At 60.3% G+C, this 18569-nt stretch carries 18 protein-coding genes; all 18 read right to left on the bottom strand.

Annotated elements, in window-relative coordinates; all coding sequences use genetic code 11:
• Position 1: 1 nt before the first annotated feature.
• Positions 2-853: an LpxI family protein gene (locus J8Z04_RS05775; RefSeq protein ID WP_043560655.1), complete on the bottom strand. Its 852-nt coding sequence runs from the start codon at positions 851-853 to the stop codon at positions 2-4.
• Positions 850-1704 carry an acyl-ACP--UDP-N-acetylglucosamine O-acyltransferase gene (gene lpxA, locus J8Z04_RS05770; protein WP_086431108.1) on the bottom strand — a complete coding sequence of 285 codons (855 nt, stop codon included), beginning with the start codon at positions 1702-1704 and terminating at the stop codon, positions 850-852. The genes J8Z04_RS05775 and lpxA overlap by 4 nt, the downstream gene beginning before the upstream one ends.
• A 5-nt stretch (positions 1705-1709) precedes the next feature.
• Positions 1710-2129 carry a 3-hydroxyacyl-ACP dehydratase FabZ gene (fabZ, locus tag J8Z04_RS05765; protein WP_197981607.1) on the bottom strand — a complete coding sequence of 140 codons (420 nt, stop codon included), beginning with the start codon at positions 2127-2129 and terminating at the stop codon, positions 1710-1712.
• 175 nt (positions 2130-2304) lie between these two features.
• The gene (gene lpxD, locus J8Z04_RS05760; RefSeq protein ID WP_192848044.1) at positions 2305-3336 is read right to left on the bottom strand and encodes a UDP-3-O-(3-hydroxymyristoyl)glucosamine N-acyltransferase; all 1032 of its coding nucleotides are present in this window, start codon (positions 3334-3336) and stop codon (positions 2305-2307) included.
• 11 nt (positions 3337-3347) lie between these two features.
• Positions 3348-4292, bottom strand: a complete 945-nt coding sequence (locus tag J8Z04_RS05755) for an OmpH family outer membrane protein (protein ID WP_192848043.1) — start codon at positions 4290-4292, stop codon at positions 3348-3350.
• Between the two features lie 84 nt (positions 4293-4376).
• Positions 4377-6872 (bottom strand): outer membrane protein assembly factor BamA, encoded by a 2496-nt coding sequence (gene bamA / locus J8Z04_RS05750; RefSeq protein WP_192848042.1) that lies wholly within the window; start codon positions 6870-6872, stop codon positions 4377-4379.
• A gap of 224 nt (positions 6873-7096) precedes the next feature.
• Positions 7097-8182: an RIP metalloprotease RseP gene (rseP, locus tag J8Z04_RS05745; protein WP_103765399.1), complete on the bottom strand. Its 1086-nt coding sequence runs from the start codon at positions 8180-8182 to the stop codon at positions 7097-7099.
• A complete protein-coding gene (gene dxr / locus J8Z04_RS05740; protein ID WP_086441239.1) occupies positions 8175-9359 on the bottom strand; it encodes a 1-deoxy-D-xylulose-5-phosphate reductoisomerase in 1185 nt (394 codons plus the stop codon). The genes rseP and dxr overlap by 8 nt, the downstream gene beginning before the upstream one ends.
• A gap of 95 nt (positions 9360-9454) precedes the next feature.
• A complete protein-coding gene (locus J8Z04_RS05735; RefSeq protein WP_192848041.1) occupies positions 9455-10225 on the bottom strand; it encodes a phosphatidate cytidylyltransferase in 771 nt (256 codons plus the stop codon).
• The gene (gene uppS, locus J8Z04_RS05730) at positions 10222-10959 is read right to left on the bottom strand and encodes a polyprenyl diphosphate synthase (protein WP_277354978.1); all 738 of its coding nucleotides are present in this window, start codon (positions 10957-10959) and stop codon (positions 10222-10224) included. Before uppS ends, J8Z04_RS05735 begins: the two co-directional genes overlap by 4 nt.
• Before the next feature lie 11 nt (positions 10960-10970).
• Positions 10971-11537: a ribosome recycling factor gene (gene frr, locus J8Z04_RS05725; RefSeq protein WP_043560677.1), complete on the bottom strand. Its 567-nt coding sequence runs from the start codon at positions 11535-11537 to the stop codon at positions 10971-10973.
• A 74-nt stretch (positions 11538-11611) separates the two neighbouring features.
• A complete protein-coding gene (gene pyrH / locus J8Z04_RS05720) occupies positions 11612-12349 on the bottom strand; it encodes a UMP kinase (RefSeq protein ID WP_043560680.1) in 738 nt (245 codons plus the stop codon).
• A 93-nt stretch (positions 12350-12442) separates the two neighbouring features.
• On the bottom strand, positions 12443-13369 hold the full coding sequence (era, locus tag J8Z04_RS05715) for a GTPase Era (RefSeq protein WP_192848040.1): 927 nt from the start codon (positions 13367-13369) through the stop codon (positions 12443-12445).
• Positions 13362-14114 (bottom strand): ribonuclease III, encoded by a 753-nt coding sequence (gene rnc, locus J8Z04_RS05710; protein WP_086431112.1) that lies wholly within the window; start codon positions 14112-14114, stop codon positions 13362-13364. The genes era and rnc overlap by 8 nt, the downstream gene beginning before the upstream one ends.
• Positions 14111-14953, bottom strand: a complete 843-nt coding sequence (gene lepB / locus J8Z04_RS05705) for a signal peptidase I (protein ID WP_043560682.1) — start codon at positions 14951-14953, stop codon at positions 14111-14113. The genes rnc and lepB overlap by 4 nt, the downstream gene beginning before the upstream one ends.
• Before the next feature lie 123 nt (positions 14954-15076).
• A complete protein-coding gene (acpS, locus tag J8Z04_RS05700) occupies positions 15077-15481 on the bottom strand; it encodes a holo-ACP synthase (protein WP_081563005.1) in 405 nt (134 codons plus the stop codon).
• Positions 15482-15485: 4 nt separating this feature from the next.
• A complete protein-coding gene (locus J8Z04_RS05695; protein WP_192848039.1) occupies positions 15486-17807 on the bottom strand; it encodes a RelA/SpoT family protein in 2322 nt (773 codons plus the stop codon).
• A 108-nt stretch (positions 17808-17915) separates the two neighbouring features.
• Positions 17916-18281, bottom strand: a complete 366-nt coding sequence (gene rpoZ, locus J8Z04_RS05690) for a DNA-directed RNA polymerase subunit omega (protein ID WP_043560688.1) — start codon at positions 18279-18281, stop codon at positions 17916-17918.
• Positions 18282-18569 lie beyond the last annotated feature (288 nt).

Below are 18569 nucleotides of genomic sequence, written 5' to 3'. Positions count from 1 at the left end.
TTTATGTCCTTTTGTCAGAAAGGAAGTCTGGTCCCAGCCCGTAGAGAAACAGTCCCAGACGATCCGCCTCCTTTATACAGCGATCTGGCTCCATGACCAAGGTAAGCCGTGCGGGAAAGGCGATCCCCCGCAACCCGGCTGCTGCCGCATTCCTGATAGTGACCGGCCCAATGGCAGGCATGTCCGCCCGCAGCTCCTGTCCTGCCTTTGGCATTTTCACGAGCACCCCACCAGCCACCCCATCCTGCCGCAGACCTCCACAGCGATGCAGCATGGCATCCGTTCCTTCAAGGGCCTCAACAGCCAGTGTCAGGCCATTCTGCACCACACATCCCTGCCCTATGTCCAGAGGCCCCATGACAGACAATATGCGCACGGCCTGATGAATGTCGGCCATGGCCTGACGGTCAGGGGGAACCCTGCCCCATGCTCCCCAACGATTGCTCTCCGTATCCAGGAATTCATGCGCTCCCCGCACCCGGAAGCCTTCTTCTTCCAGCAGCCGGATGATGGATGCCAGCAGGCCGTCATCACCGGCAAACAGGGCACGCCCAAGCCGGGCCAGCAGGCGCACCCCCTCCGCATCTGGCCGCAGAGACCGCCATGAGGGCCGGCGGACAGGTCCTATCAGGACAAGTTCGGAACATCCCTGCCGACGCAGAGACCGAAGGATCGCACCGGCCGCTGCCAGACGGATCATTTCATGAGAATAAGGGGCCAGCAGGGCTTCATCAGCAAAACCCTGGAAGCCTATGAGAAAAGGCTCCCGCCCTCTTTTCCTGAGAGCCTCTGCCACCTGAGCTGGAAGCGGCCCGCCACCGGCCAGGATCCCAACCCGTGCAGGCCTGCTCACCTGTCAACATCCCTGTCACTGCCAGCCTGTCCCGGCCGCGTCAGCCCACGGCGGCTGGGAGCCTCCATGAAGCGTAGCATTTCCCGTACACGCTCAATGTGACCATAACGCTGACGCACCTGGTCCATGCGTTCTCCCAAAAGCGGCCCACCACGGCCAGACCGTGGATAAAGTTCCCGGAACGCCAGACGCATCTGCTGGATCTCACTGGCCTCCACGCCAGACCGCTTGAGACCGATCCAGTTCAACCCAACCAGCCTGGCCCGGTTACCCAGGACGCTGCCGTACGGGATGACATCCATCTCCACACCGCACAGCCCTCCGACAACAGCCCCATGCCCGATGCGGACAAACTGATGCAAGGCCGCAGAGCCCATGATCCTGGCATTGTCCCCGATCAGGACATGCCCCCCCATGACTACGTTGTTGACGATGATGACACCATCACCCAACACACAATCATGAGCGATATGGGCATTGGCCATGAGCAGGCAGCCCCGGCCAATCCGGGTTTCTCCCGTGCCTTGTGCCGTGCCCCGATGGATGGTCACATTCTCCCGTACAACCGTCCCTGCACCAATATGACACCTGGTCGGCTCTCCAGCATATTTCAGGTCCTGCGGGGGATAGCCTACGGTCGAAAAGGGGTAAACCTCCACCCCATCCTCCAGCACCGTATGCCCGTCCACCATGACAGAAGCGTGCAGCCGGACATGATCTCCCAGCCGCACATCCGCACCGACCATGCACCAGGGACCAATCCTCACTCCCTGACCGAGGGACGCCCGTGGATCCACAAGAGCCGTGGGATGAATCTCGGTTTTTCCAGGGCGCTGTCCCGGTTCTGGCATCAGGATCAGTCCACGATCATGGCGCTGAAAGATGCTTCCGCCACCGTGGTTCCATCAACCTTGGCAACCCCACGGAACCGCCAGACCGTTCCACGGGCGCGTTCCTTGTTGACATGAATGCGCAGCTGATCCCCCGGCCCGACCGGGCGACGGAATTTTGCATTCTCCACCGTCATGAAATAGACCAGCTTGCCCTCGAAGGCCTTGCCCAGTGTCAGCACGACAAGCGTGGCCGCCGTCTGGGCCATGGCCTCAACGATGAGCACACCCGGCATGACAGGGCGTGCTGGGAAATGCCCCTGGAAGAATGGCTCATTGACTGTCACGTTCTTGATGCCAACGGCTGATTCCGCCGCCCTGATCTCTTCCATCCGGTCCAGCAGGAGGAAAGGATAGCGATGAGGAATCGCCTTCATAATCTGCATCACATCTACGCTCTCAGGCACCTGATGTGTCTGCCCAGCAGCATCACCCACTTATCTCATCTCCCGGTTTTTTTTTCAACAAAATGCAACCGTCCGCCCCTGTCCCCGCGGGGAGAGGCAGTCAATGTCTACACCTTATTACCAAAAAAAATCCCGAAACACCAACTGGATCATCTTACTTGCGCGAAAGCTTACGCAAAGTCGCCACATTTCGGAAGAATTCCCTGAACGGCATGGCCGGGCTGCCGATGACATCAGCCCCGGCTTCCACATCATTCATCACGCCACACTGCGCCCCGATACGGGCCTTGCTGCCAATGTGAATATGACCGATGAGCCCAGCCTGGGCTGCAATCGTCACGAAATCCTCAATCTCGGTGGAACCTGAAACACCAGCCTGCGATACCACGATGCAGCACCGACCCAGACGGGCATTGTGACCAATCTGCACCAGATTATCGATCCGGGTCCCGGCCCCGATGACCGTATCCCGCATGGAGCCTCGGTCAATCGTTGAATTGGCACCGATCTCCACACCATCCTCAAGGATGACACGCCCCAGCTGGGGAACGGTCTCAAATCCGTCAGGCCCCACCGCAAAGCCGAAACCATCCTGCCCGACCCGGGCCCCGGGATACAGGATGACCCGCTCCCCCAGCAGAGCATGAGTGAGAGTTACATGCGCCCCGATCCGACAGCCATCTCCCAGCACGACATGGTCCCCCAGCATGGCATGAGGCCCAATGACACAGCCATCACCAATCTGCACGCCATCGCCGATGACCGCAAAAGGACCTATCTCCACCCGGTCACCAATGACGACATTCTCACCAATGACAGCCGTCGGATGCTGGCTGGCCCGTGCAGGCGGAAGAGGATGGAACAGACGGGCAACCCGGGACCATGCCAGATAGGGCTCCCGACTGACCAGAGCGGCACAGCCTTCTGGCACCTTGTCCGCAAAAGCAGGGGCCAGCACGACGGCGCCAGCCTTCGTCTCCTTGAGAAGGGGCAGATAGCGGCGGTTGTCCAGAAAGGAGATGTGCTGCGGGCCAGCAGCATGAAGCGGGGCCACGCCCTCGAAAGACGCCCCCATCTCAGCGCAACCTGCGGCCTCCGCTCCCGTTACTTCCAGAAGGTGCTTCAACGCAAAAGGGCCACACCGCCTGAAAAAACGGGAATCACCCGGGAGCTGGTCCGCCACCATCGCCCTTCCCCTTACTTCTGGCGACGCAGGATGGACCCCTTGGCCTGTGCCGGAGCCTCGGCAGGCTGCTGCGGAGCCGCCTGATTCATCAGGCGTTCTTCATCAGCCGTTGTCGGCATCTTCCCGGATTTTGCCAGAACCTCCGGGTCCACCCCGTCATCCGGAATGAAGACATGCGGCAGAACCTTGTTCAGACGGTCTGCTACCTCCTCGGTTATGTCCTGACCATCCACATGCAGGACAGCCTGCTCGGCATGCAGAACAAGATTCATGCCATGGGCCGCAGCCACCTTGGCAATGATTCCATCACGCTGCTCCAGCACACGCTCGATCTGATGGAATGCCACCTGATAGGCTTCCTGAATGATCCGGGCCTTGTTGCTGAAATCCCTCTGATCCTTCGCACGCCGCTCCTGCAGATGACGGACACGGAGCTGGAGCTGGTCGGATGTCAGAGTGCGAGCCTGAACCTGAAGCTTCTGCTGCTCTTCCCTCCAGGCGCCCTCTTCCTTCTGCACCGCACGGGCCAGACGGTCACGACGCTCACCAAGCACCTGCTGCATTTCCTGCGCAGCCGTGGAAAGCTGCATCACACCCTGAACGCTGATGAGGCCAAGCACAACCGGCGGCGGGGCATCTTCCTTCGGAACAGCCGGAGAAGGCGGTACAGACGGCAGAGGCAGCACGGGCGCTGCCTGCTGCTGGCCTTCCCCATCCGGAGCGCCAGCATCACCACCATCATCCAGGCCTGCCATGTCCGGCACGGCAGCCGGAGCAGGAGCAGCAGCCGGAGCCGCATGATGATGGGAGGCGGCTGGAGCCGATGGCTGGGCCGTTTTCGGAACAAACCAGGCACCGTTTCCATCATTGCCATCAGCAGCCACGGAAGAACCAACCGCCATGAAAGCCAGAGCACTCGCGGTCATCAGGGTCAAAGGCAGTGAAAAACGTGACATGAAAAACCTCTTTATGAAAATGGGCATCCCCCAGGTCACCCTGCCAGCCCGGAATGAAGCCGGCATCGTGGCCTGCACCTTTCCTCAGAACTGCTGCCCGAAGCCAAAACGAACCGGATAAAGCCTGTCCCCATGCTCACGATGGATCGGGACCGCACCGTCAATATTGACCAGGCCGAAGGGGCTCTTCCAGGAAATACCAAGACCACCAGAGACACGGGGCGTCATGGTGCTGCCGCCAATCGGCGTATAGTACGGGTCGTTCCAGTTACGGTAATGGTTGCGGTCCCTCACACGCTTGCCGGAAAGACTACCAGCATCGATGAAACCACGCCCGGAGATGCCAAGGCTGTCACCCATCGGCAGCGGGAAATTCAGCTGGACAGATGCCGTGTACATGAAAGTACCACCGATCAGGTCCTCCTGTCCGGCACCCGGGCAGTAGCCATTCCGGGCCTGCCCCAGCGGCGTATTGGCGGCACCGCTGTGGCAGGGCGCCTTGTAATGACTGCTGCGGGGCCCGACACCACCCTGGAGGAACCCGCGCAGGTTCTGACCACCGAGGTAGAAGTTGTCGACGATGTTGCGGTCGCCGCTGGAGCTCCAGTCATGCATGTAGCCAACACCGCCCTTGAACTGGAAGCCCCAGCTGTGGCTGCCTGTCAGGTCATCCAGCGGCAGATAATAGCTGCCATTGGCTTTGACACGGTAATATTTCTCGTTGCCACCCAGACCGGCAAAATCACCTCCGGCACTGAGAACGTAGCCAGACCGTGGATTCATGCGGTTGTCACGACGGTCATAAGTGATGTTCGTGCCAATCTGGGAAAGGAGCGACCAGCCTGCGGCATCACGCACATAAACGGACGGCGTGTCATCTTCCCACCCCGGATACTGCGACCCCGGCACCCCGTTACCCACGTGACGGTCCACGACCGTATAGGTCCAGGACTGGGAAAGATACCGGTTATAGGCATAACCAAGCCGGACAGACGCACCATACTGGCCTTCATTATAGCTCTGATACGTCTGGTAATTGTTCTGGATCGTATAAATGTCGAACCCGGCCACGAAATTGCGCCCGAGGAAGTATGGATCCGTCACGGACAGGTCGGCCTGTTTCTCATAATAGGCAACCGTACCGGAGAACCCGGCATCAATCCCGGTCCCCAGCAGGTTATGCTGCTTCAACCCGAGATTCCCCATGATACCGGCATCGGTCGAGTACCCACCGCCGAGGGAGAACTCGCCGGTTGGCTTCTCCACCACATTGGCACTGACATTGACCTTGTCCGGCGCAGACCCCTGGGACTGGTCCACATTGGTGCTGCTGAAATACCCCATATCCTGAAGGGCCAGCTTGGAATATTTGCGGTTGAACGGCGTATAGGCATCGCCCTCGACCATCGGCAGGTTGCGGCGGATCACATGGTCACGTGTGATCGTATTGCCGTTGATGTCGATCCGCTCCACATAAACATGCGGCCCCTCGACAATATCAAACAGCAGGTCAACGACCTTCTTTTCAGGATTGCGGGCAATCTCAGGCCGGACCATGGCAAACGGGTGCCCGTTGGCCTGGAGCCACTCCTGCATGTCCGTCGCATTGTCCTGCACGGCCGTACCGTCATAATACTGGTTCTTGTAAACCTCGATGTGCCTCTTCATCGTGTCAGCCGTGACATGATGCACATTGGAACGCACACCAATCTTGCCCAGACGGTACCGTGGCCCTTCATGCAGGGTGTAGGTGACGTAGAAGCTCTTGTGGTCCGGAGAGAGCTCACCCGTGGCATCCACCATGTGGAAATCCACAAAGCCGCTATGCAGATAGAAACGTCTCAGCAGTTCCGCATCGTAGCGGATACGCTCCGGGTTATACTCATCCGAGGAAGAAAAAAAACGGTACCAGGCATGTTCCTTGGAAGACACGACATGAGACAGGGCAGCTTCGCTGAAACTGTCATTGCCAACAAAAGCAATCTTCCGGACCAGTGTCTGCTGGGATTCATTGATGTTGAAGATCACATCAACACGATTGTGGGACAGACGGATGACCTGCGGCACCACCGTGGCCCCATAGCGGGCACGGGCCGCATACATGTTCAGGATTTTCTGCCTGTCCACAGCCACGGTCTGGGCCGAAAAGACGGCACGGGTCCGCAGGCTGATCTCCTTCATCAGGTCCTTGTCCTTGAGGGCATGGTTCCCCTCGAAGACAATCCGGTTCACCACGGGATTTTCCGTCAGCTCCACCAGCAGGGTGCTGCCTTCACGCCTCAGCGTCACATCCCTGAAGAGACCTGTAGCGTAAAGTGTCTTCAGCGAACGGTTCAGCGCATCACGGTCAAAACTGTCGCCCGGCTGCACGACCATGTAGGAAAGGACGGTACTGGTCTCGATCCGGGTATTGCCGTGGACTTCGATGGCCTGGATCAGACCACCGGCCGACGCATAGCCATCCCCCGCAGACCGGCGGGCATGATGGATGCTGCGCCCCTTCTGGGGGGCTGCCTCTGCCGCACAGAGCAAAGCCGGTGCCGTACAGACAGAAGCCAGCAGAGCCAGTCGAACGGCCATCGGCCGGAACCTTTTCGTACGCAATCCTGACAAAACCGGTATTCCTCGTCCCAAATTTCTACGAACGGCCATCCCGCCACACAACCCTGATGCAGGAGGTCCAGACAGTCCCATACGCACAACCGCACCAGACAGACTCCCACGACATCACAATGAAGGGAGCTGCCTGTTTCAGTTATATACTCTACCCTAGAAGGTCTTTTCCATCATTGGAGGGGGAAAGATCAACCCCCATGTGCAAACAACCAGTGAAAAACTCCCAACCCTCTGAGATCATTCACCGTTGAGAAAATGAAAAGCCCCACGACCAGCAGCAGCCCGAACTGGAGGGCATAGCTCTGTGTCCGCTCGGAGAGAGGCCGCCCCAGAACTGCCTCAAAAGCATAGAAAAGCAGATGGCCGCCATCCAGCATCGGCACGGGGAACAGGTTCAGCAGGCCAAGATTGAGCGACAGGAGAGCCACGAACCCCAGCGCACTGGCCACGCCATAATCCACGGCCTGCCCGGACATGTGAATGATGCCGATGGTCCCGGAGAGCTGCCTGGCGCTCCGCTGCCCGCTGATGATCTGCCAGATTCCCTCCAGCATGTTGCCGCACATGTCCCACGTCTGCCCGATGGCCGCCGGAACAGCCTTGTAGACAGGCAGGGGCGCACTGTGGCTGACGGCAAAACCAACCCCCAGCCGACCGACGTCATGCCCCCCCTGCTGGATACGGTCCAGCGTGACCGGAAGCTCCAGGCTCTGCCCCTTCCGCAGCAGACCAACCTTCATGACCTCACCCGGATGGGCCGCCACCTGCGCCTGGATGTCGCCAATGCTCAGGATGTGATGCCCGTCCAGACGCTGTATCTCGTCACCCACCTGAAGCCCGGCCTTCATGGCTGCACCATTCGGGGCCAGCGTGCCGATGTCGGGCCGGGCCTCCGGCCTGCCAAAGCAGGACAGCAGCACCACGAACAGAAGGATCGTCAGCAGGAAGTTGAAGACAGGCCCCGCCACCGTCACGATTGCCCGCGAGAGGACAGACTTGCGGTTGAAGGCATTCTCGTCACCTTCTTCCCGGGGCGCATCGGGACGGTTCTCAAACCCGTGGAGTTTGACATACCCTCCCAGCGGCAGCAGGCTGATCTGCCAGCGTGTTCCAACCCGGTCCTTCCATGATGTCAGTGCAGGACCGAACCCGATGGAAAAGACGGTCACCTGCACACCACGCCAGCGTGCGGCCAGATAATGGCCCAGCTCGTGAATGAAGACGACGATCCCGAAAACGGCCAGACCGGCAAGGATGCTCTGAAGACTATGCATGGCCGACCATCCGCTTCATCTGTGTCCGGGCCAGCTCACGCCCCATTTCGTCCCAGTGATAGACATCCTCCAGAGATGTCGGCACCGGGTTTTCCGGCATGGCCTGAAGGCTGGCATCAATCAGCTCACCAATGCCAAGGAAACGGATCTTCCCGGCGAGGAAAGCCTCCACGGCAATCTCGTTGGCAGCGGAGAACACGGTCGGGGCCACGCCACCAGCCCGCAGGACCTGACGTGCCAGACGCAGCGGGATGAAGCGGTCCTCATCCACTGCCTCGAAATTCATCTGCCCGAGCTTCACGAAATCCAGACGCTCGCATCCCGTCTGCATCCGGGTCGGGGCGGCCAGCGTGTGTGCGATGGGAATCCGCATGTCCGCCGTCCCCATCTGGGCCACGAAGCTGCCATCACGGAAACAGACCATGCCATGCACGACTGACTGCGGGTGAACCAGCACGTCTATCTGATGTTCAGGCAGATCGAACAGGCGGGCGGCCTCGATGACCTCCAGCCCCTTGTTGGCCATGGAGGCGGAGTCAATCGTGATCTTGGCCCCCATGGACCATGTGGGATGCTTCAGGGCCTGTTCGGGCGTGGCCTTCGCCATCTCCTCCTTTGTGGAGCAGCGGAACGGTCCGCCAGAGGCCGTGAGGACGATCTTCTCCACGAGGGACATGTCCGCTCCGCCCAGGGACTGCACGATCGCATTATGTTCGGAATCAACAGGCAGCAGCTCGGCTCCGGCATCACGCACAGCTTCCAGCATGACGTTGCCAGCACAGACGAGAGCTTCCTTGTTGGCCAGAGCCACCTTGTGCCCGTTGCGGACGGCTTCCAGCGTGGGGGCCAAGCCGGCAGCCCCAGTGATGGCGGCCATCGTCCAGTCCGCTTCCAGCGCACCGGCCTCGATGACAGCCTGCCGTCCGGCAGCTACCTTCACGCCGGTGCCAGCGAGACGCTCTTTCAGCTCCTCGTAATGCTGCTCATCATTCAGGACGGCCAGCTCGGCGTTCAGCTCACGGGCCTGCTCGGCCAGAAGGGCGGCGTTCTTTCCCCCCACGAGAGCCCGCACCTGGATGGAGTCTGCCTGCTGCTTCAGAAGATCGACTGTCGAGACACCAATGCTGCCTGTACTGCCAAGCACACTAATGCGCCGACGCCCGGAACCTCCCCCCATGGAATACCTCTCCCTTGATGATTTCAACATGATACGTGATGGCGGGTCTGCCTCATGACAGACCTATAGCAGAGACTGCCGCTCCAGAATAAGACTTAACGGAAAAGCTGCCAGAATGGCCCCTCTCCGGCCATGAGGGCCAGGATGGCTGCAACAGGGGCCGCCAGCAGGAGGGCATCCAGCCGGTCCAGCAGTCCCCCATGACCGGGGATGAGCCGCCCTGAATCCTTGACGCCCAGACGCCGCTTGAAGGCACTCTCCAGCAGATCGCCTGCCTGGGCCGCCACGGCAATCACTCCACCCGTCAGGCAGGCAGAGAACGACCAGCCATGACCCGACCAGTGCCCGACCAGCCCGCCGAGGATCACGGCTCCCACGATGCCCCCCAACGAGCCGGAAATGGTCTTGCCGGGAGAAATGGCCGGGGCCAGTTTCGGCCCGCCAATCAGACGCCCGGTGGCGTAGGCGCAGCTGTCACTGGCTATGACGGCGAAAATGACGAAAAAGGTCTCCAAAAAACCGTCAGGCCGCCCCCGCAGCCAGAGCAGGGAAAAACCACCCAGCATGGCCACCAGAACCGGACCGCAGGCCCGCCTGCCAAACAGGACGCTGGACACCAGAAGGTAAAAGGCCGCAAACCACTGCCCTTTGATGGCGATCAGTCCACCACAGAGAGGCCAGAGCAAAAGCAGAGCACCCCGCAGACTTTTCATCGGCTGGCCAAGCAGGGTTTCCCCTTCCCAGACAATCCCGACCATGACGAACAGCACCAGTACCCGATAGGCCCATCCACCAAACCAGAGACAGAGGAGCACCACGGGAACAATCACAAGGCTGGAGAGGATGCGTTTCTGCAACTCTGTCATTCTGGCCGCCCACCGAAACGCCTCTGACGGCGCATGTACCGCATCATGGCCTCGGCAAAATCCTTCTCACCGAAATCCGGCCAGAGCACGTCAAGAAACACAAGTTCTGCATAGGCGGACTGCCAGAGCAGGAAATTGGAAAGTCGGCTCTCCCCACTCGTCCGCATGACAAGGTCGGGGTCGGGCATGTCATGCGTCTGGAGGGCACTGGCGAACAGGGCTTCGTCAATCTCATGCGGCTCCAGCGTGCCCGCCCGGACCCGTTCGGCCAAATGGCGGGCACTTCCGGCAATCTCCGCACGACTGCCATAGGAAAGAGCCAGAGCCAGAGTCAGCCGGGTATTGTGGCGTGTCTTTTCCTCTGCCCGACGCAGCTCCCGGCAGAAAGACCCCCCGAAACGTTCAGGATCACCAATGATGCGCAGCCGGACACCCTGCTCATCCAGCTCCCGGAAACGATGCCGCAGATAAAACTGCATCAGCCCTGTCAGGTCGCTGATCTCCTCACCGGACCGGCGCCAGTTCTCTGATGAGAATGCATAGAGTGTCAGATAATCCACCCCATGCTCCATGGCGGCACGGACGCAACGCTGCACGGCCTCGCCTCCCTCACGATGGCCCTGTGCGATCGGTACGCCACGTGCTCTGGCCCAGCGTCCGTTACCATCCATGATGACGGCAACATGACGTGGGAGTGTGCCAGCCGGGCGGGAAGAAGGGTGAAGTTCCGACAATGTTCTGGCGATCAGACCTGTTTGATGTCCCGCTCCTTGTCAGCCAGCAGGCTGTCCACACGACCGATATGCTCATCTGTCAGCTTCTGGATGGCAGCCGTCCAGACCTTCATGTCGTCCTGACTGATATCGCCATTCTTTTCCAGGGCCTTGGCCTTGTCCATGCCATCCCGGCGGACACCACGCACGGCCACACGGCCACCTTCGGCGTAACGGGCAGCGGCCTTGGCCATCTCGTTGCGGCGTTCCTCTGTCAGCTGCGGGATGGGCACACGGATGGTCTGCCCTTCAGCAGCAGGGTTCAGCCCCAGCCCACTGTCACGGATGGCTTTCTCAACAGAGGAAACAACACTGGCATCCCAGACAGAGACCGTCAGCATCCGGGCTTCCGGCACGGCAACGGAACCAACCTGGGAGAGGGGCACCACGGAGCCATAAGCCTCCACACGTACCGGCTCCAGAAGGTTCGGGCTGGCACGGCCGGAGCGCAGGCCAGAGAGATCACGGCGCAGGCTCTCCAGCGCCCCTTCCATGCGACGTTTGAGGTCATCAAGCAGGTCGTTCAGTTCTGTGCTCATGGCAAATCACTTCCTCAGTAATCGTTCCGTTCGTCAGCCGGTGCGGGCTGACATGGTAATCTGGTCGCTCGCTCTCAACCCTCAACAATCCGGGTGAAGCGCCCTTCACCTTTCATGGCTGCCGCAAAAGCCCCCGGCGCATGCATGTTGAACACGATGATCGGCAGAGCATTCTCCCGGGCGAGACTGACAGCTGCTGCATCCATGACCTTCAGATTGCGGGCCAGGGCATCCATGTAGGTCAGCTGTTCATAACGCTCGGCATCGGGATTCAGGCGAGGATCATCGGAATAGACACCATCAACCTGCGTTCCTTTGAAGAGGGCATCGCACTCCATCTCGTTCGCCCGCAGGGCAGCAGCCGTATCAGTTGTGAAGAACGGATTGCCCGTACCGGCTGCGAAGATAACCACACGGCCCTTCTCCATATGACGGACGGCCCGGCGGCGGATATAAGGCTCGGCAATGGAGGCCATGTGGATGGCCGTCATCACCCGGGTCTCCACATGACGCTTCTCCAGCGCATTCTGGAGCATCAGGGCATTGATGACCGTTGCCAGCATCCCGGCATAGTCCCCCTGCACCCGGTCCATTCCCTTGGCGGCAGCGGCCAGTCCACGGAAGATGTTGCCTCCCCCCACGACGAGACAGACCTGCCCGCCCAGAGCGGCCACACCGGCGATGTCCGCAGCCACCATGTCCACCATCTCCGGGTCAACACCGGCAGTTCCCTTGCCCATCAGCGCCTCGCCAGACACTTTGAGAAGGACCCGTTTATAAGGGAAGTTCGGCTCTTGGGGGGCGGTGCTCATGATCGTACCGGCTCTCTGGTTGATGATGTCCTGAAATCTGTCTGCTCCCTCATACAGAGCTACCCCTGCATGAACAAGCGAAACTCGTGCGCTTCAGCCATAATCTGCAAGACCGAGGGCCCGCAGGCGGGCTGTCTCCTTGTCCCACGCAGCCCTCTCCTTCACATTGAGGAAAAGATGGCAGGGAGCATCCAGAAGGCCTTCCAGCTGTTTCCGGGCCCGCATCCCGATCTCCCGGATGCGCTGCCCCCGCTCCCCGATGAGGATGGCCTTGTGCCCTGCCCGTGACACGTAGATCGTCACGTCGATGCGGATGGATCCGTCCTTGCGTGTCTTGAAGGATTCCGTCTCCACCGTGGCATGGTAGGGAATCTCCTCATGGGTCTGGAGGAAGACCTGCTCCCGCACGATTTCCGCTGCCAGCAGACGGTCTGGCAGATCTGTCAGATCATCTTCAGGGTAATGGTAAGGCCCAACGGGCATGGCCCTGGCCAACCCGTCCAGCAGGCCCTCAACCCCATCACCGGACCGGGCACTGACCATATAGACCTCTTCCACCGGCAGGAGGTCCGTGATGGCCTTCGTCAGAGGCAGAAGCTGATCCCGCTGGATGAGGTCTGTCTTGTTCAGCACCAGCCAGACAGGCCGCTTCCCCTCTTTCAGTCGAGCGATGATCTCCCTGATCTCGTCTGTCAGACCGATGCGGCTATCCACCAGCAGCAGGTTGAGGTCAGCATCCTGCGACCCGCTCCAGGCAGCATTGACCATCGCCTGGTCCAGCCGTCGGCGGGGCTTGAAGATGCCCGGCAGGTCCACAAACACGATCTGCGCCGTATCCCGCATCACAATGCCAAGCGTACGGAACCGTGTCGTCTGCGCCTTGGGGCTGACAATGGACAGCTTGGCCCCAGCCATGCGGTTCAGCAGGGTGGATTTTCCTGCATTGGGAGCCCCGACAAGAGCAACAAAACCGCAGCGTGTCTCTCCGCCCGTGGCGGTCTTTTCTGTATCCTCAGGCACGTTCTGTCTCCTGCCCCATCTTCTTCAGCAAATCTGTCGCCGCCGCACTTTCAGCCAGCCGCTTGCTGCCTGCACGGCCAACACCCACCTGCCCCAGTGCCCGGACCTCCACACGGAATATCGGTGCATGGGACGGCCCATCAGCGGCGGTCAGTTCATAATGCGGCAAGGCCTCGCCACGCCCCAGCAGAAACTCCTGAAGCAGCGTTTTCGGCTCCTTGTGGGGCTGTCCACTCTTCTCGATGTCCCTGTCCCAGAGGCGACGGACCACATGCCGGGCCGGGTCCAGCCCGGCATCCAGATAGAGTGCGCCCAGCAGGGCTTCCATCGCATCGGCCAGAACACTGGCCAGAACACGTATGCCGGCACTTTCCTCATGCTGGGCAATCTGTATCGCCTCGGAAAGCTCAATCCCTTCCGCAATCCGGGCCAGAACAGGACGGGAGACCAGATGGGCGTGGCGGGCCCCCAGAGCGCCTTCCTGCTCCTCCGGATAGCGCTCAAAGAGCCATTCCGCCATCAGCAGGCCAAGCACCCTGTCCCCCACGAACTCCAGACGCTCGTTGGACCCCTGCCCCCGTGGCGTTTTCCCCGGAGCATGCCCCTTCTGCCGCCCCCGGTTCCGTCCCTGCCGCCGTGGCACGGCGGACCGGTGGGTCAAAGCCTCATGCAGAAGTGCGGGGTCAGCAAAACGGTGTTCCAGCTTCGCCTCGACATGGCGGACAGCCTCATCACGTGTCATCATTCGTCAATACCACGCAGGAAACGGCCCCAGCGTATCTCTGTCGGCCAATACCAGAACTGCCAGGCCGGATGCCGCATATCAACGGAGAACAGCACCATCTTTGCCCGTCCGACCAGATTGATCACAGGCACGAACCCCAGATCATGACCGCCGCTATCCGTCAGATAATCACGCCCGGCCGGGACAGCACAGGCACCGCTCTCATGCCCTCCCTGAAAGCGGCTGTCCGAACTGTCATCCCGGTCATCCCCCATGGCAAACAGGCAGCCCTCTGGCACGGTATATTCAGGCGTATTGTTGGCAAGGTCATCATCCCGCATCTTCAGGATATCATGCGGTACCGTCTTGCCATCCTCCCGGGGCAGCATTTCCCGATAACGGGTCCCAGACAGCACATAGCCCCGCTCATCCATCACGCTGTAATGCCCCCGGTCCTCCCGCGGCACTTCCTGACCATTGATGAAGAGATGCCCCTGTTCCATGCGGATGCGATCCCCGGGCAGGCCGACAATCCGCTTGATGTAATCGACTGACGTATCCTTGGTGAACCGGAACACCGCCACATCCCCACGGTGCGGCATGGAAGCGAACACACGTCCCGAAATGAACGGCGGCGAGAACGGAAAAGAATACCGGGAATAACCGTAGCTCATCTTGGAGACCGCCACAAAATCCCCGACCTGAAGGGTCGGGATCATGGAGGCAGACGGAATATTGAACGGTTCGACCAGCAGTGAACGTACGGCAACCACCAGAATGAGCCATAGAAGAATCTGTCTTATGGAGGCCAGAAGGCTTTCCGGCTTTTCTGTCTGTTCTTCCTGTCTGTCTTCGTTCATGGTCCCTGTTCATCCTGTTCTGGCAAGAAGCAGGCAGACTGCCCTGCCCGTTTCTGCCATAGCCTGCCTGACCCGCCGGGTCATGCGTTAATTCCATCCTGACGATATTTCAAGCCGCCAAGACTAAAGGGCAACAGCCTGTATCAGCACCTGTGCCATGGCCATGGGCGGCTCATCACTCAGGCTCAACAGCAATTCGGCCCGATGCCCTGCTGGCAGGCGCTGGTCCAGAAGGGTCGCCGCTGCGCCCGAAAGGCTGAGCACAGGAGCCCCCAGATCATTCCGCCCCACGGAAATATCCTGAAGCTGCACCCCCTGGGCAAAGCCTGTTCCCAAAGCCTTGGCGCAGGCCTCCTTCGCTGCCCAGCGTTTGGCACAGGCCCCTGCCCGGGCCGCCCCCCGCAATGCCTGCACATACTGACGCTCCTCCAGCGTGAACACACGCTCCAGAAACGCATCCCCATGGCGGGCCAGGGCCCGTTCGATCCGCCCGATGGAGCAGAGATCAACCCCGATCCCCAGAATCATGAGGTCATCCCTTTGTCCGTTCGGCCTGAAGAACACCCTTCTCGGCCCGGAACCCTGCCAGAACCGTTGCCAGATGCCCCTTGCTCCGCACCTCGAGGTCCACCAGAATTTCCATGAAATCCAGCTGGCGGTTCACGATCCGCAGATTGATCACGCTGGCCTCGTGCCGTGTCGCCAGGTTGGTCAGCGCTGCCAGAACAGCCGGGTCATTTCCCGCCACGACGGAAAGGCGGGCCGTGTAACGGGGGGCATCCCGCCCTGTCCGCCCAAGGGCCTCCTCACTCCATGAGATTTCAAGAAAGCGCTCGGGCATGTCCGAAAACATGCTGAGATTGTGGCATTTGCGCCGATGTACGGTCACTCCCTTGCCCTGGGCAATGATGCCCACGATGCGGTCCCCCGGCAAAGGACGGCAGCAACCCGCAAAGTGCAGTTCAATACCCCGCCCGACACCATTGACCAACGTGCCCTCATAACTGGAAGGCCGTCTTGGCGGCAGGGGCTTCTGGTCCAGCCTTCCCTCCAGCCGGGGGGACAGGCCGGGCACGATACGGGGCACCTGCCCCTGACGGGACAGCTCCGGATAGGCCGCCCCTACAACATCCCTCGGGTCCAGCTGCCCGGCCCCGACGCTGCCATACAGCTCATCAAGGCTGTTCTGCTTCAGCGTGCCAAGAAGGCCCTCCAGCACTTTCTCCGACCCATCAACACCTTTCTGGCGGAACGCACGGGCAACAGTACCACGGCCATTCTCAACGTTGTTCTGCCGCTGCTGGAGGGCCACGAAGCGCCGCACACGGGCACGGGCCTTGCCCGTGACGACAAACCGCTCCCATGACGGGGACGGCGTGCCCCCCCGTGCCGTCATGATGTCGATCTGGTCGCCATTCTCCAGAACATGCTTCAGCGGGACAAGACGCCCATTGACCTTGGCCCCCACACACCGGTCCCCGACCTGACTGTGTACGGCGTAGGCAAAGTCCACCGGCGTAGCCCCACGAGGCAGGGAAATGAGCTGTCCCTTGGGGGTGAAGCAGAAGACCTGATCCTGATAGAGTTCGAGCTTGGTATTCTCCAGAAACTCGTCCGGCCCCTGACTGTCCTCCAGAATGTCCAGCAGGTCCTGCACCCAACGCAGCTTGCGGGTATAGGCCCCGAATGTTTCCGAAAGAACGGCCGTCTCATGCTCGCTGGGGCTGCTGCCATCCTTGTAGCTCCAGTGGGAGGCCACGCCATTCTCTGCCAGATCGTGCATCTCCGGTGTACGTATCTGCACCTCGATCTTCTGGCTGTGCGGCCGATAGAGCGTCACCCCTGTATGCAGGGACTGGTAGCCGTTCGTCTTGGGGGTGGAGATGTAGTCCTTGAAGCGTCCGGCAATCATGGGGTAGGCCCCGTGCACCGCCCCCAGCGCCGCATAACAGGCTTCTCTCGTGGGCACGAGAATGCGGAACGCCATAATGTCGGAAAGCTGCTCGAAAGCAACATTCCGCCGCTTCATCTTTTCCCAGATGGAATAGGGGGATTTTTCCCGCCCGATGACGGTCGCCCCCTCCACCCCGGCTTCCTTGCAGAGTGTGGCCAGCTCGCAGCGTATCTGCTCGATCATGTCCGCACCCTGCCCACGCAGGTAATTCAGCCGGGCCCGGATGGTGGCATCAGCCTCCGGCTCCAGATTGACAAAGGCAATATCCTGGAGTTCCGTCTTCACCCGGTCCATGCCGATGCGTTCGGCCAGAGGGGCGTAGATGTCCAGTGTTTCCCTGGCGATACGCTGCCGCCGGTCTGTCCGCTGGACATAATGCAACGTCCGCATGTTGTGCAGCCGGTCCGCCAGCTTGACGATGAGCACACGAATGTCCCGCGACATGGCGAGCACCAGCTTGCGGAAATTCTCCGCCTGCTTGGTCCTGTCGGACTGAAGCTCCAGCCGTGTCAGCTTGGTCACGCCATCAACGATGGCCGCTACATCCTTGCCAAAACGCCCTGCCAGCATCTCCAGAGAGATGCCCGTATCCTCCACGGTATCATGCAGGAAACCCACCATGATGGACACGGGGTCCATACGGAACCCGGCCAGTATGTTGGCCACGGCAATCGGATGGGTGATGTAAGGATCACCATTGTCCCGGCACTGGCCCTCATGGGCTTTGGCGGCCAGATCGTAGGCCTCCTGCATCAGGGCCAGATCAGCATGGGGATCGTAACAGCGGACCCGCTCCAGCAGGCCGCTTATGGAGGGGTAGAAATCCTGCAAAAGGGCGTCCCCGGCACCAGCCACCGTCTCCGCCGGGAGATCGGTGGAAAGCAGCGTTTCATCAGCCATGGATCAGCCCCCATTCTTCACTGATGGAAGAACCTGCATCCCATCCCCGCCCGAAGGCGAAGAAAAGGGGGCCCTTCCCCAGGGCGCACACCTCAGTTCCTGAAAGGCTTAGCGACGCCCCCGGCCGGAGCCGGCTTCATCAGCTGCCATGTTGGCAGCTTCCTCTTCCGCAGATACATCCTGAAGACCGAAAATGTTCTGGTCTGTCGGGATGAGGTCCATCACTTCCTCATCGGAAGGCTCGACTTCCGGCTGGTTGCTCATGGAGCGGACAATGCCGTTCTTCAGCCCCTCGAGGCTCACATGATCCTCGGCGATCTCACGCAGGGCAACAACGGTATTCTTGTCATTATCCCGCGGAACCTGCATCTCCTCCCCGCGGGAAAGACCACGGGCCCGCTGGGCGGCCAGCAGCACCAGGTCAAAACGGTTCGGAACCTTCTCGATGCAGTCCTCTACGGTCACACGTGCCATAAAACCGGCGCTCCCCACTCACATGCTGAAATGGCCCCTGCAAACGGGCCGGGACAGCCCCACCTGCCGAAACAGGCAGCCCATCCCATTGCTATCTCACAATCTGGGCTTTTGTTACCACAAAGGCCTTTATTGACGCAACGCAAAGCTGTAAGAGGGAAGCAGGAGGCTGTCCTGCTTTCTCCACCCGACATGCCTTCCATCATCAGATCTGGTGCTGAGTCCGCCATACATACGGAACAGGGAAACAATCAAAGGGCAGCCCTGCCCGAGACTGACAGGACATTT

The organism is Bombella apis (assembly GCF_018221685.1).
Classification (GTDB): domain Bacteria; phylum Pseudomonadota; class Alphaproteobacteria; order Acetobacterales; family Acetobacteraceae; genus Bombella; species Bombella apis.
The sequence above is the reverse complement of the archived record's forward strand: the minus strand, read 5'-3'. Positions and strand labels throughout refer to the sequence as shown.